The 14,410-nt window shown below is 35.3% G+C and carries 17 protein-coding genes; 1 reads left to right on the top strand and 16 read right to left on the bottom strand.

Annotated features, from left to right (window positions below; genetic code table 11):
• From ABYT26_RS16385 to ABYT26_RS16325, 13 genes are all read right to left on the bottom strand, one after another.
• Positions 1–420, bottom strand: a 420-nt coding sequence (locus tag ABYT26_RS16385) for a hypothetical protein (protein ID WP_372755873.1), incomplete at its 3' end; no start/stop codon positions are given.
• A gap of 111 nt (positions 421–531) precedes the next feature.
• A complete protein-coding gene (locus ABYT26_RS16380) occupies positions 532–1,389 on the bottom strand; it encodes an SDR family oxidoreductase (RefSeq protein ID WP_372755871.1) in 858 nt (285 codons plus the stop codon).
• Positions 1,390–1,493: 104 nt separating this feature from the next.
• Positions 1,494–2,348, bottom strand: a complete 855-nt coding sequence (locus ABYT26_RS16375) for a helix-turn-helix domain-containing protein (protein ID WP_372755869.1) — start codon at positions 2,346–2,348, stop codon at positions 1,494–1,496.
• A 241-nt stretch (positions 2,349–2,589) separates the two neighbouring features.
• A complete protein-coding gene (locus ABYT26_RS16370; protein WP_372755867.1) occupies positions 2,590–3,081 on the bottom strand; it encodes a DUF4405 domain-containing protein in 492 nt (163 codons plus the stop codon).
• A 9-nt stretch (positions 3,082–3,090) separates the two neighbouring features.
• Positions 3,091–3,450 carry a hypothetical protein gene (locus ABYT26_RS16365; RefSeq protein ID WP_372755865.1) on the bottom strand — a complete coding sequence of 120 codons (360 nt, stop codon included), beginning with the start codon at positions 3,448–3,450 and terminating at the stop codon, positions 3,091–3,093.
• A 177-nt stretch (positions 3,451–3,627) separates the two neighbouring features.
• Positions 3,628–4,209, bottom strand: a complete 582-nt coding sequence (locus ABYT26_RS16360; protein ID WP_372755863.1) for a Crp/Fnr family transcriptional regulator — start codon at positions 4,207–4,209, stop codon at positions 3,628–3,630.
• An 86-nt stretch (positions 4,210–4,295) separates the two neighbouring features.
• A complete protein-coding gene (locus ABYT26_RS16355; RefSeq protein WP_372755861.1) occupies positions 4,296–4,478 on the bottom strand; it encodes a hypothetical protein in 183 nt (60 codons plus the stop codon).
• Entirely contained in the window at positions 4,475–4,939 is a 465-nt protein-coding gene (locus tag ABYT26_RS16350; protein WP_372755859.1) for a hypothetical protein, read from the bottom strand. Before ABYT26_RS16350 ends, ABYT26_RS16355 begins: the two co-directional genes overlap by 4 nt.
• 272 nt (positions 4,940–5,211) lie before the next feature.
• The gene (locus tag ABYT26_RS16345) at positions 5,212–6,039 is read right to left on the bottom strand and encodes an MBL fold metallo-hydrolase (RefSeq protein ID WP_372755857.1); all 828 of its coding nucleotides are present in this window, start codon (positions 6,037–6,039) and stop codon (positions 5,212–5,214) included.
• A gap of 320 nt (positions 6,040–6,359) precedes the next feature.
• A complete protein-coding gene (locus tag ABYT26_RS16340) occupies positions 6,360–7,274 on the bottom strand; it encodes a hypothetical protein (protein WP_372755855.1) in 915 nt (304 codons plus the stop codon).
• A 6-nt stretch (positions 7,275–7,280) separates the two neighbouring features.
• Positions 7,281–7,985 carry an aspartate/glutamate racemase family protein gene (locus tag ABYT26_RS16335; RefSeq protein WP_372755853.1) on the bottom strand — a complete coding sequence of 235 codons (705 nt, stop codon included), beginning with the start codon at positions 7,983–7,985 and terminating at the stop codon, positions 7,281–7,283.
• A 264-nt stretch (positions 7,986–8,249) separates the two neighbouring features.
• Positions 8,250–9,335, bottom strand: a complete 1,086-nt coding sequence (locus tag ABYT26_RS16330) for a GNAT family N-acetyltransferase (protein ID WP_372755851.1) — start codon at positions 9,333–9,335, stop codon at positions 8,250–8,252.
• A 45-nt stretch (positions 9,336–9,380) separates the two neighbouring features.
• Positions 9,381–10,436, bottom strand: coding sequence for a serine hydrolase domain-containing protein (locus ABYT26_RS16325; RefSeq protein ID WP_372755849.1), 1,056 nt, complete (start codon positions 10,434–10,436; stop codon positions 9,381–9,383).
• 147 nt (positions 10,437–10,583) lie between these two features.
• Here ABYT26_RS16325 and ABYT26_RS16320 point away from each other — a divergent pair, with 147 nt between their 5' ends.
• On the top strand, positions 10,584–10,775 hold the full coding sequence (locus ABYT26_RS16320; RefSeq protein ID WP_372755846.1) for a hypothetical protein: 192 nt from the start codon (positions 10,584–10,586) through the stop codon (positions 10,773–10,775).
• Positions 10,776–11,011: 236 nt separating this feature from the next.
• Here ABYT26_RS16320 and ABYT26_RS16315 read toward each other — a convergent pair whose 3' ends face one another.
• The 3 genes from ABYT26_RS16315 to ABYT26_RS16305 form a co-directional block, all read right to left on the bottom strand.
• Positions 11,012–12,001 carry an IS110 family transposase gene (locus ABYT26_RS16315; protein ID WP_372755844.1) on the bottom strand — a complete coding sequence of 330 codons (990 nt, stop codon included), beginning with the start codon at positions 11,999–12,001 and terminating at the stop codon, positions 11,012–11,014.
• Positions 12,002–12,295: 294 nt separating this feature from the next.
• Positions 12,296–13,522, bottom strand: a complete 1,227-nt coding sequence (locus ABYT26_RS16310) for a GNAT family N-acetyltransferase (RefSeq protein ID WP_372755842.1) — start codon at positions 13,520–13,522, stop codon at positions 12,296–12,298.
• Positions 13,522–14,061 (bottom strand): TetR/AcrR family transcriptional regulator, encoded by a 540-nt coding sequence (locus ABYT26_RS16305; protein ID WP_372755840.1) that lies wholly within the window; start codon positions 14,059–14,061, stop codon positions 13,522–13,524. The genes ABYT26_RS16310 and ABYT26_RS16305 overlap by 1 nt, the downstream gene beginning before the upstream one ends.
• Between the last annotated feature and the right edge of the window lie 349 nt (positions 14,062–14,410).

The raw sequence follows: 14,410 nt of genomic DNA, 5'->3' as shown, positions 1-14,410 counted from the left end.
GAAAGTATGCTGAATCAGGACCTTTTTACCGGGCAACTTTTTCCGATTTTGCATGTAAACAAAATCACCATCCGCCAATATATATGCTGGTTTAAATTTAATTCCTTTGGGTCTGTTTTTAAATTGGGGTGATGTTGTTAATAGTTCTTTTAATGGCGGCATTCCATTTCCAACTACCCTTGTATCATGTTGAATATACTCTCCCATATATTTTTCCGCAGCTTCATAATCGTGGTCTCCCATTAAAAGTTGGAAAAATTCAAGCACATTTTGTTTGTTGCGCTCTTCCTTTAGTTTTTCAGCAACAATTTTATCCACAGTCATTCCTGTACCTTTAACCATAGAATCTTGTGCAAAACTTGTAAAATTTGTCCCCATAAAAAGAAGGAGAATAAAAGCTACTAATACATTTTTTTTCATCTGTTTACCTATTTAATATCAAAATTCAGATGACAAGAAAAATCAACCATATTTCGCAGTTGTTCTCTTCAATTAAACCTGAATTCTGATGGTTTTCTATATTTATAATCTTTAGTTCGCCATCTGTTCCACTGCTGCTTTCACAGAATCAGCAATTGGTGTTGTAGGTCGGCCCAATAGTTCAGAAAGTTGGTGAGTTTCATCGTACAAATCACCTTTCGAAGCACTCACATCCCAACTTGCAAGACCATCAGCCAGAGATTCGGGCAAACCGATATTTTTAAGGATGTTGGCATATTCCTGTTCCGGAATGTTGTTGTATGGAATTGTTTTATCAACCTGCTTAGAGATTTCAGCGGCCAGATCAGATAAAGTATAATACTCATCTCCGGCTAAATCATAAGTTTTTCCTTTGTAACTTTCATCGCTGAGGACGATAGCGGCTGCTTCGGCATAATCGGCACGCGGAGCAGAAGCAATTTTTCCCTCACTGGCACTCCCTAAAAAGGCACCTCCACCAATGGCTCCGGGAATAGAAGCGGTGTAGTTTTCTGAATACCATCCGTTTCGCAAAAGAGTATATTCAACACCCGACTCTCTCAACACTTTTTCGGTGGCGATATGTTCAGCGGCAATGTTCAAGCTGGTTGTGTCGACACGTAAAAGGCTGGTATAAACAATCCATTTTACACCGGCTTGTTTCGCTGCACGAATAACATTTGTATGTTGTTGTGCTCTACTCCCAAACTCATTTCCCGAAATTAACAGCAAATTGTCAATTCCCTGAAGTGATTCTGTTAATGTATCCGCCTTGTTATAATCAAACTCCCGAACTTCTACGCCAAGTTTAGCTGCTTTCTCTGTATTACGAGCTAAGGCTATAATATCACTATTTGAAACTCTCTTTTTTAGCTGCTCAACAACCAGTTGTCCTAACTGACCCGTTGCACCTGTTACTGCAATCTTCATAATATAATGTTTTTAATAAATTCTTGAATTAAAATAACATTACAAATGTAGGCTACTGCCCAAGATCCGAAAAGGTAAAAAAGTGCCTTTGAATGGTGAAATGCTTACTGATACTGTTTTCGGTAGTCGGTAGGCAATATTTTCATGCGAGCCTTAAAGTATTTGGTAAAATTGGTGGGATCGTCGAAACCTATTTCGTAAGCGATCTCTTTAATGGAAAGAGCTGAGTAGACTAACAGACGCTTGACCTCTAATAAAATACGGTCTTCGATATATTGCTTGGCTGTGGTATTGTTGTACAATTTTAAACTAGCATTCAGTTGCTTCGGCGAAATACTAAGCTGATCACATAAATCAACAACCCGAAGCTTATAGTTCACATTCTGTTCCAGTAGTTTCCTGAAATTCATGAACAAATCTAAAGAATCGTTACATACAATATCGGTTCTCTCCCGTTTATTACGTTCTATTTGGATAAGAAAATTTTTCAGTAGGTTTCGTTGATATTCACCTGTATTAAAAACCAAGCCTTTTTGTTGTTCCGAAATCATTTCATCAACAATAGTATAGATTGCTAGATTGGCAATGCTGCTAATAGGACTGATCGTGTGTAGGAAGATGGTGAAATCGTATAAATAGCCATAGTCTAGGTTTTCTTTCACCAAAAAATCGGGAGTGAAAAGGATCGCATACCCTTGAACTTCCGGATTAAAGATGAAACGTTGCACCTGTCCCATAGCAATGGGAATAACAGTATTTTCCGAGTAGGCTATCCTCTGAAAATCAACCTCATGAACACCTCTTCCCTTAGTGAAAATGAGAATTTGATTGAAGTTTAGGCGATGAGCTTTAAAGGCTTTTTCCTCCTTCGTTACGATTCTATTCAAATCAATAATTTCTATCCCTAAGGTCGATTGCTTATTGTTAAAATCGTAGGTTGATATTTCGGTTTTGCTCATATACAATGGAAGGTGAAAATGGTGTTCCTATTTAAATCAGTACGATAAGATCTTAAAAAACAGCTTAGCGATACTGCAAGATTTTTAGGCACATGATTTCGCTCCAATATAATAATTTACCGTCAATAAACAGCTTACTAAAATGATGAGGATACTCAAAATCGAAAGCAATTTCGCTAATGGAAGACGTGGAGGGAATGCCTTCTTACAAACATTTCAATACCTCTCTACTCGAAGCCGATTACGAACCCAATACTTTCTTTGTCATTTTTTCCAACCACTTAAAGTAGGCAAACAAGTGAATCGCAATGAATACGATTAGTAGTAATCCAAACTTATTGTGTATGCCTAATAGCACGCTTACACTTTTCGATTCGGATGCTAGAAAAAATGGAATAATCGATGTTAGCGTGGTCGCTAAAAACAAGAGAAGTAATATCAGGTTTCGAACCCAATACTTGTTTTTCTTTTCGCCTGAAAACAAGTTTTTAAACCAGCTTAGGTGCAAGCTGAAGTGTATCACGATAAGTACAAGTGAGGTAAAGGCGAAGACGATATGCGTTTCGAGCCAAAAGCTTCTATCCTGCCCAAGAATTGTTTCTGAATATACTTTTCCTGCATGATAGGGCAAGAGGATCATTCCAGTAATCAAGAGCATTAAAAAGGGTAGAAATGCGGCAATATCGACGTAATAATTTCGTATTGGTTTCGATGTACTATTCTTTTCTTTCATACTCTAAATCTACTTGCTACTATTTTCCTTTTTTTTATTTATCAGCTTCAAAATAATGCGTGAGCCAATAAATACAGCTGCAATGCATAGAACAATTGTTTTCTCAGAAATGCTGTAACCTGCCGATTCTCCAACAAAATTAGAAGTCCATGCAGCCAACCCATTAACAAGAAACTTAATGATGTAGCGAAGCAGAAAAAACAAGGCAATTAGCACAGGAATTAAACTGTATTTTAACAGAGGAGATCTGTCAATTATTGGAAATTTGTCTTTTAGTTTGCTGAAAGGCGCTGTAAATTTATTCGTGATGGCATTAAAAATCCACAGGAGTGCACTCTCCACTTTCTTTAGTATAATTGTATAATCCATTTTTTCGTATTTTAAATCTGTAGAACAAAAATGCGACAATACAATTACCAAAACATTGACAAATGATAAAAACCAATCTTGTCCTAAATAAATATAACAATTGGGCTTTCCGCCCAAACCCGACATCATTTCTTGTCTTGAAACTTGAAACAAGAAACGAAGCAAAGAAATTCAAGGCTACTTTTTAACTACTTTTTTTGCTTTAATGCGACTCAAGCTTTCCTGAGTGATACCTAAAAAACCAGCTAAGTTTTTGTTGGATAAGCGTTGAACCATCTGCTTACTATTGGTAAGCATATACTCGTATCGCTGTTTGGCATCTAAGCGCAAAAAGGTTTCGATGCGCCAATGATTATTTAGGTAGGTTGCTTCGAGCATTTTAATATAGAAATCCTTAAAGAGATTTCTCTTGCTCAAGGCGAATTTAAAATCGGTATATGAAATAGCCAACAATTCCGACGCCTCAACAGCGCGGATAAATTCGCTGGAAGGAATTTGCTTGATTAAACTGTGTATGTTGGAAATAAATCCGTTCTCGAAGGCTACGTATCGAATTGATTCCTGTCCTTTGGCATCAATAAAATAGGCTTTTACACATCCTTTTATTATAAAATAGAAATAGCGACAGACTTCCCCATTTTCAAGCATCACCTCATCTTTTGTTGCTTTTACAGGTTTAAAATAGCTAACAAATTCAGCAATTTCCTTTTCAGTACTTGTGAAATTATCTCTTATAAATTGCTCTAAACTTTCTGTCATGATTTATTTAATAATCGTGCAGAGACTCCATATTTATAAAAAAAAGGTAGCAAGTCTATTTACGTAAATGAATAAAAATCATCCCATTATAATATTTCGTATCCTTCACCCTCGTTAAAAATATTTTTTGCCATCGCCTGCCCTAGTACATTCACAGGAACACCCCGATATTTCCGTAAACCTCCAATAAATAAAGGCTTTAGAATTGGCCAAACTTTCAAAGTAATGGCTTGAGCAATTCCGTATCTGTTCGTTGGAGTTAAAATCATTGAAAAATGCTTAATCTCTCAAAATTTAATCCTATTAACGCTTCTACTAATTGGCCTTTTGTTCGTAAATAAAAAGAAGTCGATTCTGGATTTATGCCTACAGAAGATAACAATTCAAAATGCTTGATCCCTGCTTTTTTACATACTAATGCAAAATCCAATACAGCTATCTTATCAATTTTTACAAATTCTTCTTTACTTAATTTTGAAGGTTCGCCCACCCCAAGAGTACAAATAGCGCTTGTATGACCTTCTACATATTCCTCATAAGAACCACTATCACTAATACTAATTTTGTGTTGTTGTACAAAATCAGCATTTATATTAGGAATGAGTTTTCTACCAAGCAATGTAAGCTGATTAATATTCTTGAATTGAAATAATTTGTTTGAGGCTTCGGTACCTACAGCACCACTTACTCCCAGCATTACAATCGATAATTGATTGAATTTTAGAGTCATAATGTCTCCTTATATATTCCAAAATAGTTTATTGTCAGCTATTTATCTGATATTATTTAAACTTATTCAGAGAAATATGATCGTAAATTTCACGAGTTATTTTTGTTTGAACACCCTTATTCATATGCCAAAAAAACCATTTAAATTGATTGCTTTCTGTTTTGGGGAATCTGACTAATTAGAAGTCCATTTATTTCTAATATCATTCTTCTCGATTCATTTGCCAAACGCACTAAAAACTTAAAACCTGCGACGTTATTGAGTCCTTTCTTTTAATAAACATCTAAGTCTTTGCCAACAATAACTTTTCCCTTATATTTTGTCGAAATTTCGTTCATCAAATCTTCTTCTGATGCACCCCAAAATAATATGTGATACAATGCAACTAATTTAGGTTGTGCTTTATTGGCTATTTCTGATAATTCTACTGTAGATGTATGATTATGCGCATGGTAGTTCCTCCAGAATTCATTTCTTACATCGAAACCTTTTTTGTAATAAACTTCATGAATCAGAATATCTGCTCCCGTAGCATATTCAACAATTTTTTCTGAAGGCGCAGAATCACCTGATAAGACGATAACTTTATCGGGTGTTGTAAAACGGAATCCCCAAGCATTTGGCCAGGTTCCATGTGGTACTGGAAAGGCTTCTACTTTTATGTTTTCATCGGTATATATAACACCCTCTTCCTTAATTTCATGGCTATTAACACGCCAACCTTGGTTATTAGCAGGTTCATTTCCATACAAACGGTACTTAATATCTTCGTTGTAGGCTTCCAATATGTGAGTGGTCATATCATTTATCCCTTCCGGACCATACACTTCAAGTGGTTCATCTCTACCCATCACCCATGGAGTAAGAATCAAATCTGGGTAACCGGTTGTATGATCAGAATGTAAATGAGTAAGAAAAGCATGTTTAATATTTTCGACACGAAGTCCCTTTATTTTCCCTTCATATCTCGGACTCATAGCAGCAGCCTGACGAATTACTCCTGGACCAAAATCAACGACATAAGGAGTATCGTTTACAACGATGGCAACCGAACAACCAGATTGAGATGGGCTTGGGTTTGGGTTTCCTGTTCCAAGCATAACTACCTTAGTGATATCAGAATTAGAGAAGTCCCTCTGTGCAAAAAGAGTAGTAATCAGTAGTGAGAATATAAAAACAAATAATAATTTTAATTTCATGAATTTTTGTTTAATGGGCTGTAAAATTTAATTTTTTATGAATAAACACCAAACAATGGTGCAAATATGCTGTATCAAGATTTTGAAACCAGTACCTTATAGCGTGTGTAGTGAGCCAAAATACGCTAAGACACAAATTTAATGCTTTAAACGAGATCATCAAATCATAGATTGAATTGAGTTCCAATAACGGATGCTCCTTTCACAAAGCAACAGGTAGCTTACTTAATATGTCCATCACCCAAAATTTCAATCCATAGTTCTTTATAAATGATATTTCTTATTCCTTCGCCATGAGCCCGTTTGCCTTCACGTATTTTAAGATTTAATGGATAAATATGATTTTCTGGAATATCCATAGCTCTGTAAGTTTCGTCAATAACCGAAGCACGCGGTTCTTGTGAATGATATGTACCAAACCAACGCTCTGGTGGCGTAATACTTGTATTAAAATACCATTTTGCTATTTTACTTTTTTTAGAGAAATCCCATCCTCCCGAGAACGTAATTACTCTATTTACAAGTTCGCGTTTAGCAATAAAAGCGGCCATTCCTCCTCCTTGAGATTGTCCCGCAACAGTAATGATATTCCAATTTATAGATCCATTTTCAAGATACATATCCCAATTCCCTTTCTCATCAATTTTGTTGAGATACATGATTAGTTTTGTAAGGCGATGTACAATTGCATCTTGTGGTTCATCAGGAATCAATGTGGTCATTTTGGTACCAAAAACTCTCTGTGTTCTAAATTTCTCGGTACAATCACAATCATTTACCAAATTTTCTCCTTTGCAAACACCCGCAACGGCTTGTTTGTTTATATAAGAAAGGTTAATTACCCGATAGCCTTGCTGAATAGCTGTTTTAAATAGTTCTTTGGGTCCTTTTTCAGGAATTCCATTTGTTCCAGGCAAAAATAAAAACAACTTAGCTTGAGGGATTGAAGCATCGTACATCACCAAATGAGGATAATCGGAAGCCTTTATTGTTGAATCTGTAGTTGAAGGCTTAACGGTAAATTCGATTTCATTTTTTACTCTTGAAGGATTTGTAGTATTCTGCTGACCTAATGCAAATTGGTGATACAGCCCACTTCCAATAATCAGTATCAATAATTTTATGGCTCTATTCATTTCTTTTTATTTTTTCAGGTCTTTCAAAATGAAATTCACTCCTGCTTTTGCATGAATTTCGGTTGTATTAAAAATAGGAATTTCTAAATCAGCTTCTTTTATCATCAGAGGAAACTCAGTACATCCCAAAACAACCCCTTCTGCTCCACTGTCGACTAAGTTTTGAATAACACTAATTACATATTTTTTAGATTCTGGAAGAATAGTTCCATAGGTCAGTTCTTTTTGAATGATTCGATGTAACTCCTCAATTATCTGATTTGTTTGCGGAACAAGAACTTCAATATTCTGATTTTCGATTCTTTGGGTAATAAAATCCTCAAGCATAGAATATTTTGTGCCTAAAAAGCACACCTTATTTACCTTTTTAGATTTAATGGCTTCCGAGGTTGCATCAGCAATATGAATTATTGGGATATTGATTTCCGCTTCAACTGTAGTATAAACTTTATGTGGAGTGTTGGCACAAAACATTACACTTTCTGCTCCTGCTTTCTCTAGACTTCTAGCTGTTTCTATAAGTAATTCGGCTATCCCGTCCCAGTTTGATTCCACTTGAAATCGATGTACTAACGACTGATTAAGCGTGTAAACCAGTAAAGGAGGATTTGTATTATCTCCAAAATGTGCATTTACTGATTCATTAATGTATCGATAATATTCAATAGTTGAGTGCCATGATGTTCCTCCTATCAATCCTAATTTTCTCATTGTTATTTAAATATTGGGTAAGCTAAAGTATATAGGTATTTCAGGGAGTTAAATGTACAAAACTTTCAAATACGTGCAGAAGCAAAAATTTTAAAATATCCTTACCATGCTTGGCTCCTTTAGAAACACAAAGAACGAACATTCGACAATCGGTTGATTTTAACAAACTTAACCTGCTATTAAATCCAATAAATTAGCAATAAAACCTTCTTTTGACGACAATCATTGGAAAGGGAATCAAATAATACAAATGGAGCAATTATTTTATTCTTTGCTGTATATCGCCGAAAAAATATCCAAACTAATGTATTCTCCATTTTTAAGCTCACAATCTTTCATGGTGCCTTCGTAGTGGAAATTAATTTTCCCCAATCCTTTTTTACATTTTGTATTTTGTGAATCAACGAAACCTTCGATTCGATGCAGTCCCAAGTTCTTAAAACCGTACTCACAAATCACGGGCATAAGCTCCTTCATAATTCCCTTTCCCCAGTATTCAGGCAACAACCAAAAGCCAATTTCTGCTTTTCGATTTTCCTTTTCCAGATTGTTAAATCCTCCAGCTCCAATAAAAGCAGAATCATTTTTCAAACAGATGGCCCACCATATTCCGCTTCCATTTTCTTCCAAATCTTTGAACCATCGTAGTTGTTCTTTTGTTGCTTCCAAACTGTTAAAACAAATGCCATAGTATTTAATCACATCTGGGTGCGATAATCCTTTGAATACATTCTCCAAATCAGCACTTGTAAACTGCCTCAATACAAACCGATCTGTAATTAAAATTGGAAATTCGACAGTTGTGACGCTTTCCTTTTTACCTTCCCAATTTTTTCTGGTGATTGCATACACCATATCATCGAGCCATTCTCCATTACAAAACAAACTTTCCTTAAAATGAGCTTCTTTTCGAAAACCGACTCTTTCTACCAATGCAATGGAATTTGTATTTCTTGGATCAATGGAAGTCACTATTCGGTGCTTATTCAATTTGCAAAACAAATAATCAATCACACAAGTAAGCGATTCGGTTGCAAAGCCTTTGCCTTGAAACAATCGGTTTAATGTACAGCCTATTTCAACTTGCAAATTTTCTTGCCCCATAAAATGAATTCCCAAATCACCGATTACTTTTTGGGAGGTTTTTTCCACCATCACAAATTGAAACCAAGTCCCTGCTTCGTTAATTTGCTTCGCAGTTTTTTCTATAAATAATTCTACATCAGCAAGAGTTTCCGGAATCCATCCTTGATATTTATTAATTTCTCGGTTGCAGCGGTATTCAAATACTTCTTTCTGATCCGATTGAGCGATTTGTCTTAGTATAAGTCGACTTGTTTCTAATTTCATAATTCTTATTTAGTTGTGCAAGCTTGCTTTCTGCCACACAAACAACTAGTTGCCACGCATTTTTTCCCTTCTCAAAATCTTTACAATCCGACTGTAGGCAATTTCCGACAAATTCCATTCGTATCCGTCAAAATCAGTGGTATTCACAAACTGAACAACAACAGCATCAATGTCTTGATGGTATTTCGCAATGCTTTGATATCCAGGAATCAATCCTGTATGATTGTACACATAAATGGAAGAGTAAATTTTCTGTTCAGCATCGGTCAGCAATGAGCCATCGTTTAACGCCCGTAAAAAAATTCCTACATCTTCGGCACTTGCTATCATCGAGCCATAATCGGTCGTTTTAATATCCTCCTCAACACCAACATAGTAACCACCCATCAAATCATCTATATTTACATCACTCAGCGAAGCATAAGTATGCGTGAGATGCAATGGCTCTAGTATTTCTTCCTTAACATATTGTAAATTACTGTATCCCAACACTTTTTTAATAAGTTCTGAAATCAGTAAATAATTGGTGTTCGAATATTCATAATCCTCTCCCGGTGCAAATGTAGCCGGCAAATCGAGCACTCGTTCAAGAGCTTCCTGACTCGTTTTGGGTGGATTTATCCAAAAATTAGGAGTGTTGGTTAGATTTGGAATGCCACTTCTATGCTGCACCATCATTCGTAAAGTAATTCTCTCTGCATTTTCAATTCTTCCCACGAGCTCGGGGAAATAATCGGCCAGCGTTTTATCTAAAGACAGACGTTTGGCATTTACCAGTTTGGCGATGGCAACAGCATCGTATAACTTGCTAATACTGGCAATTTTAAACAAGGCTTTGGGATTGGCAGGAATTTTTGTCTCTCTATTGTGCCAGCCATCTGCATAAAATGCGGGTTCTTTTCCAGCCTCATCTACGTAAACTATCATTCCATCGAAACCGTGGCCGAGAGCTTCATTAACTTGTTCTTGAACCGTATTGGGAAGAGGTAATAGCCAAGCCCATACCAAAATCCAGGGGACAAAAAATAAAGAGATGATACTTCCACTCGCTAAAAATATTCTAACTATTTGTGTTGTTCGTGTGGTCTTTTTCTTCCTCATGCAATTCTCGAAGCTTTTGTTTCTACTTGATGCTCTTTTAAAAGTCTTTCTAAATACTCCAATCATATTGAACTGATTGCCCAATAGAAGCAATAAAGACAAGACGGCTAAAGATACTATTTTTCTAAAAAACGAAGTCTTATCCGCTTGGGCATACAGCAAGGTCAAGCCTATGCATGGTCTCGCTCTCGAATGGGTGGCTGGGCTATTGCTCAGAGCCCGATTCTAGGAACTACCATTACTCTTGATCGTTTGAAAAAGCGAGAGTACGAATCTATGCTCGACATTTACAAACAAATCACGCCTGTAAGACGTGATTTACTATTCTCTATAACTTAACGAACCGCCGTATACGAGATCCGTACGTACGGTATTCTAAGATAGAAACAAATTTTCCTATGAATTATTTTGAATTTTTAAGGTTGCCGAATAATGATAGCTGGTGATTTTTATACCGACTATTTTTATCACTGAGGCATGCATCTTTTACAGCATACCTTTTCCTTTTACACAGGTATCGAATCTGCATAAAAGGAGCCGAACAACTCCCTCAAGATCATATTGCCCGAAGATATTTAGCCTGCTTGTCTCATTTTCACATATGGAGTCCCTCTTTTTATTGTAGCAAAAACTCTTGTGATTAGTTTAAATTTAACGGCATTCATTACCGTTCCATGCTCTTTCCCTTCTTCCGTTTTTCTTTTGTAATAGAGTTTTATTTCCGGATCGTTAATTATTGCCGACCTGGCTCCATTGGTCAAATTGACCTTGATCCTACTGTTGGCGAGTTTAGAGACTCTTGTTTTTCCTTTTATACTGGTGCCAGATGAATGCTCAAAAGGCGCTATGCCTGAATAGCACGCATATTTTCTAGCATTACTAATTAAAGTGAAGTTATTGGTGAATAAAACAAACATCACAGCATTTACAAGACCAATACCTGTAACGCTTTTTGCAAGCTTGTAGTTTCTATCAATTTCTAAATCACTCTTAATAAGCTCCTCTATTTCTTTTTCAATTTGGGTAATATCTTGCGACAATAAGTCTATTCTTATTTTTGCTCTACAGATGCAAGTGTTGTTTTCCGTACAGTTTAATTCTTTGATTACTATTTTGTCCATTGTCCTTACCTTGACTAACCGCTCTCGTTCATTGATTAAGGCTTTCAGTGTAAGCATGGTCTTAGAAGGAATCTTCTTAGGGATAAGTTCTTCTCGGTGTAAATAGCAGAAACGAGCAATTTGAAAGGCATCAATCTTGTCATTTTTACCTCTGGTTAAACCTAAAGAACGTTTGATATGCAGTGGAGATTCAAAGCAATAATTAGCTCTATTACTTATGAATTTAGCTAATTCTATACCATATATTCCAGTGTGCTCCATACAGAATAAGGTGTGTTTTAGTTTTACACCTTGCTCTTTTAGCCATTTAGTTAGAGTTTTAAATCCTTTAGCATCATTGGCGATTTGACAATAAGGAGATTTTTTCTGGAGTTCCTTTTTGTAAAGAACCACATCTAATGTTTTCTTAGAAATATCAATTCCTATAAACCATTTGTAATCCATGTCTTACATTATTAGTGAGTAAAAAAATGGTTAGCCGAGGTGTTGAACATGCTCAAACCTTTAATAAGCCTGGAAACTTAAAATTCTAATTGGTTCAATTCAACAAGAAGAGTAAAGGACTGATACCGCAGCATTAGCCCATAGCTAAGTGGTGTGACTAGTTCACCTTTACTCTTTCGGATAACTTAAATTCTTATCTAATTTAATAATGTAAATATAAAGGTGGTGTGAAAGCCTCTCCCTGCTAGTGATTACTAGCGGGGCGGGCTATTCGATTGTGTTGAATACTTTCTATTAAATATCATCTTTAAAATTAATATCGAAAATGATATTTGAACAATAAAATCCTGATTTTTCAATCGCTTTTCTAGAAGCAATATTATCCAATGTCGTTGAGCAAATCGGTTTTCTATCTGATTTCAGCACTCTGTTTACTTGCATTTTCATTATTTGTGTTGCAAGTCCTCTACCTTGATAATTACGATCTACTATAATTCCCAAATCTGCTATTTCTGGTTGGGAATCGCTCAATCGGCATTCACTTGTTGCTACGATTGTTTCAGCTTCCTTAAGCATAAAAATCTCTTTTCTTGTTACAAGGTTCTCCGTATATCCAAAAGTATCGTCCATACCAACTTGTTCTTTAAGAAATAACTTTACTAAAGGAATATCGTCTGTTGATACTAATTTGATATTTAGGTTTTCATCAACCTCTACTTCGTTATTCAAATGCTGAAAACAAAAGGTGTTTGTCTTCACTGATTTTGAATGAAACATACAAGCATTAAATGCCACAGGTTCATTAGAACTCAGACTTGCTGTTTTAATCAATCCGCTTAAAATTAGTTCTTTAATCACATTATCCATCAATGATAGATAGTTTTTTGTCAGAAATATTTGAGTTAAACAACCTTCGTCGTTAATACAACAATAGCCTAACGTTTCTTTGTCTTTGATAAGGTAATGCTGTGAAGAAGCTATATAAAGCTGTTCCCACATTGCGTCAATGGGAGCGTTTAATGTTTTGTATAACTGCGACCTTAAGTCATTAATTGTTTCTGTAATATCAGTTTTAATAAAATTCATTGTCTTACTTTTTTTCCATTCCATAAATAATTCAACTTCGTTTGTGCTTTCCTCAATGGATTCCGAAAGAAGATTGAACCCCTGATGTTTATAAAATTGAATACTATTGAAATTATTTTTATACACTTTAAGTTGGATTGTTTCTCTTTTACTTTTAATAAAGTCTAAAAGATTTTTCCCTATGCCATATCCTTGCATATTGGTCTGAACAAATATTGCAGCAAGGTAGTCTTCAAGCATCGCAACAAATCCAACAATTTTTTCTCCTTTTATTGCTAAATAACATTCTGAGCCTGGTAAGTATTGAGTTGCCATAGCTTCTTTATTCTTTTCCCAATAATCACTTGGGACAAAACTATGTGCTTGTACAGAAACATTGTACCAAAGCTCAACTACAACATCAATATCTTCATTTCTTAATTCTCTTATTTCCATTAATTCTTATACTTTTCAATTAAATGTTGTTTGAGTTCAGATAATGGAAGATCAATGCCGCCTGCTAAATAATTTATAGCTATACCATCCAGTTCTGCAATAAACATATAGCTTAGAATATTTGCTTTTGCTTTATCAAGTTTATGGAAAATACTTGTCACTGATTTTAAAATAAAAGTTGCTCTCTCACTGATTAAATCTTTGAGTACCTCTCTGGTTCGTGGTTGTAACATCGTATTTAAACTGAATTGAAAGAACATTTTATCTACTTCCAATTGAGTAAAAAAAGATTCCAATAATTCTACGAGTTGCTCATTAGGATTCTTATTCTTCTTATCCACTTCGTTTATCTCTACAATCAATTCAGTTGTTTTTAGAAAAATCTCTCTTAATAAGCCATCTTTCGATTTAAAGTGATGAGAAATAAGCCCTTTGGAAACATTTGCTTTTTCACATACTACTGACAGAGGTGTATTCTCGTAACCTCTCTCAGAGAAAAGTTTTGTTGCTATATCTATTAATTGTTCTCTCTTATCCATAAAATCTATTTTCAAATACTGACCGCACGTACAGTCGGTCCAAATGTAAGGATATTATTTTGATTGGCAACAGAATTGTTTTTTAAGAAGTTATTATGAGTCTTGGGAGTCTTTTTGTATGAAGCACAAGGTTGAATGTGTGATTTTGTAAGGGGTTGCGGAATTCAAATCTGAAAATTTACCCACCAAACTTGATGCGGGTGATTCCGCTCGAAAACTTCTGAAACTCTTATAAATTATGCCATTTTTGTGCTTTAGTGTTTCATCAGTCAATAAATCTTTTGGTTCCATAATAAGTGTGCTTTTAATATGAGAATAACTTTACTTACACACTTTATGGGATACTGCT

Source organism: Labilibaculum sp. (assembly GCF_041595635.1).
Taxonomy (GTDB): domain Bacteria; phylum Bacteroidota; class Bacteroidia; order Bacteroidales; family Marinifilaceae; genus Labilibaculum.
Note: the sequence above shows the minus strand (reverse complement) of the source record. Positions and strands in the feature narration are given on the sequence as shown.

Coding starts and splice junctions, on each gene's coding strand:
- ABYT26_RS16380 (WP_372755871.1), bottom strand. CDS start 1,389: ATGAAGATTGCAGTAACAGGTGCAACGGGTCAGTTAGGACAACTGGTT.
- ABYT26_RS16375 (WP_372755869.1), bottom strand. CDS start 2,348: ATGAGCAAAACCGAAATATCAACCTACGATTTTAACAATAAGCAATCG.
- ABYT26_RS16370 (WP_372755867.1), bottom strand. CDS start 3,081: ATGAAAGAAAAGAATAGTACATCGAAACCAATACGAAATTATTACGTC.
- ABYT26_RS16365 (WP_372755865.1), bottom strand. CDS start 3,450: ATGGATTATACAATTATACTAAAGAAAGTGGAGAGTGCACTCCTGTGG.
- ABYT26_RS16360 (WP_372755863.1), bottom strand. CDS start 4,209: ATGACAGAAAGTTTAGAGCAATTTATAAGAGATAATTTCACAAGTACT.
- ABYT26_RS16355 (WP_372755861.1), bottom strand. CDS start 4,478: ATGATTTTAACTCCAACGAACAGATACGGAATTGCTCAAGCCATTACT.
- ABYT26_RS16350 (WP_372755859.1), bottom strand. CDS start 4,939: ATGACTCTAAAATTCAATCAATTATCGATTGTAATGCTGGGAGTAAGT.
- ABYT26_RS16345 (WP_372755857.1), bottom strand. CDS start 6,039: ATGCTTGGAACAGGAAACCCAAACCCAAGCCCATCTCAATCTGGTTGT.
- ABYT26_RS16340 (WP_372755855.1), bottom strand. CDS start 7,274: ATGAATAGAGCCATAAAATTATTGATACTGATTATTGGAAGTGGGCTG.
- ABYT26_RS16335 (WP_372755853.1), bottom strand. CDS start 7,985: ATGAGAAAATTAGGATTGATAGGAGGAACATCATGGCACTCAACTATT.
- ABYT26_RS16330 (WP_372755851.1), bottom strand. CDS start 9,335: ATGAAATTAGAAACAAGTCGACTTATACTAAGACAAATCGCTCAATCG.
- ABYT26_RS16325 (WP_372755849.1), bottom strand. CDS start 10,436: ATGAGGAAGAAAAAGACCACACGAACAACACAAATAGTTAGAATATTT.
- ABYT26_RS16315 (WP_372755844.1), bottom strand. CDS start 12,001: ATGGATTACAAATGGTTTATAGGAATTGATATTTCTAAGAAAACATTA.
- ABYT26_RS16310 (WP_372755842.1), bottom strand. CDS start 13,522: ATGGAAATAAGAGAATTAAGAAATGAAGATATTGATGTTGTAGTTGAG.
- ABYT26_RS16305 (WP_372755840.1), bottom strand. CDS start 14,061: ATGGATAAGAGAGAACAATTAATAGATATAGCAACAAAACTTTTCTCT.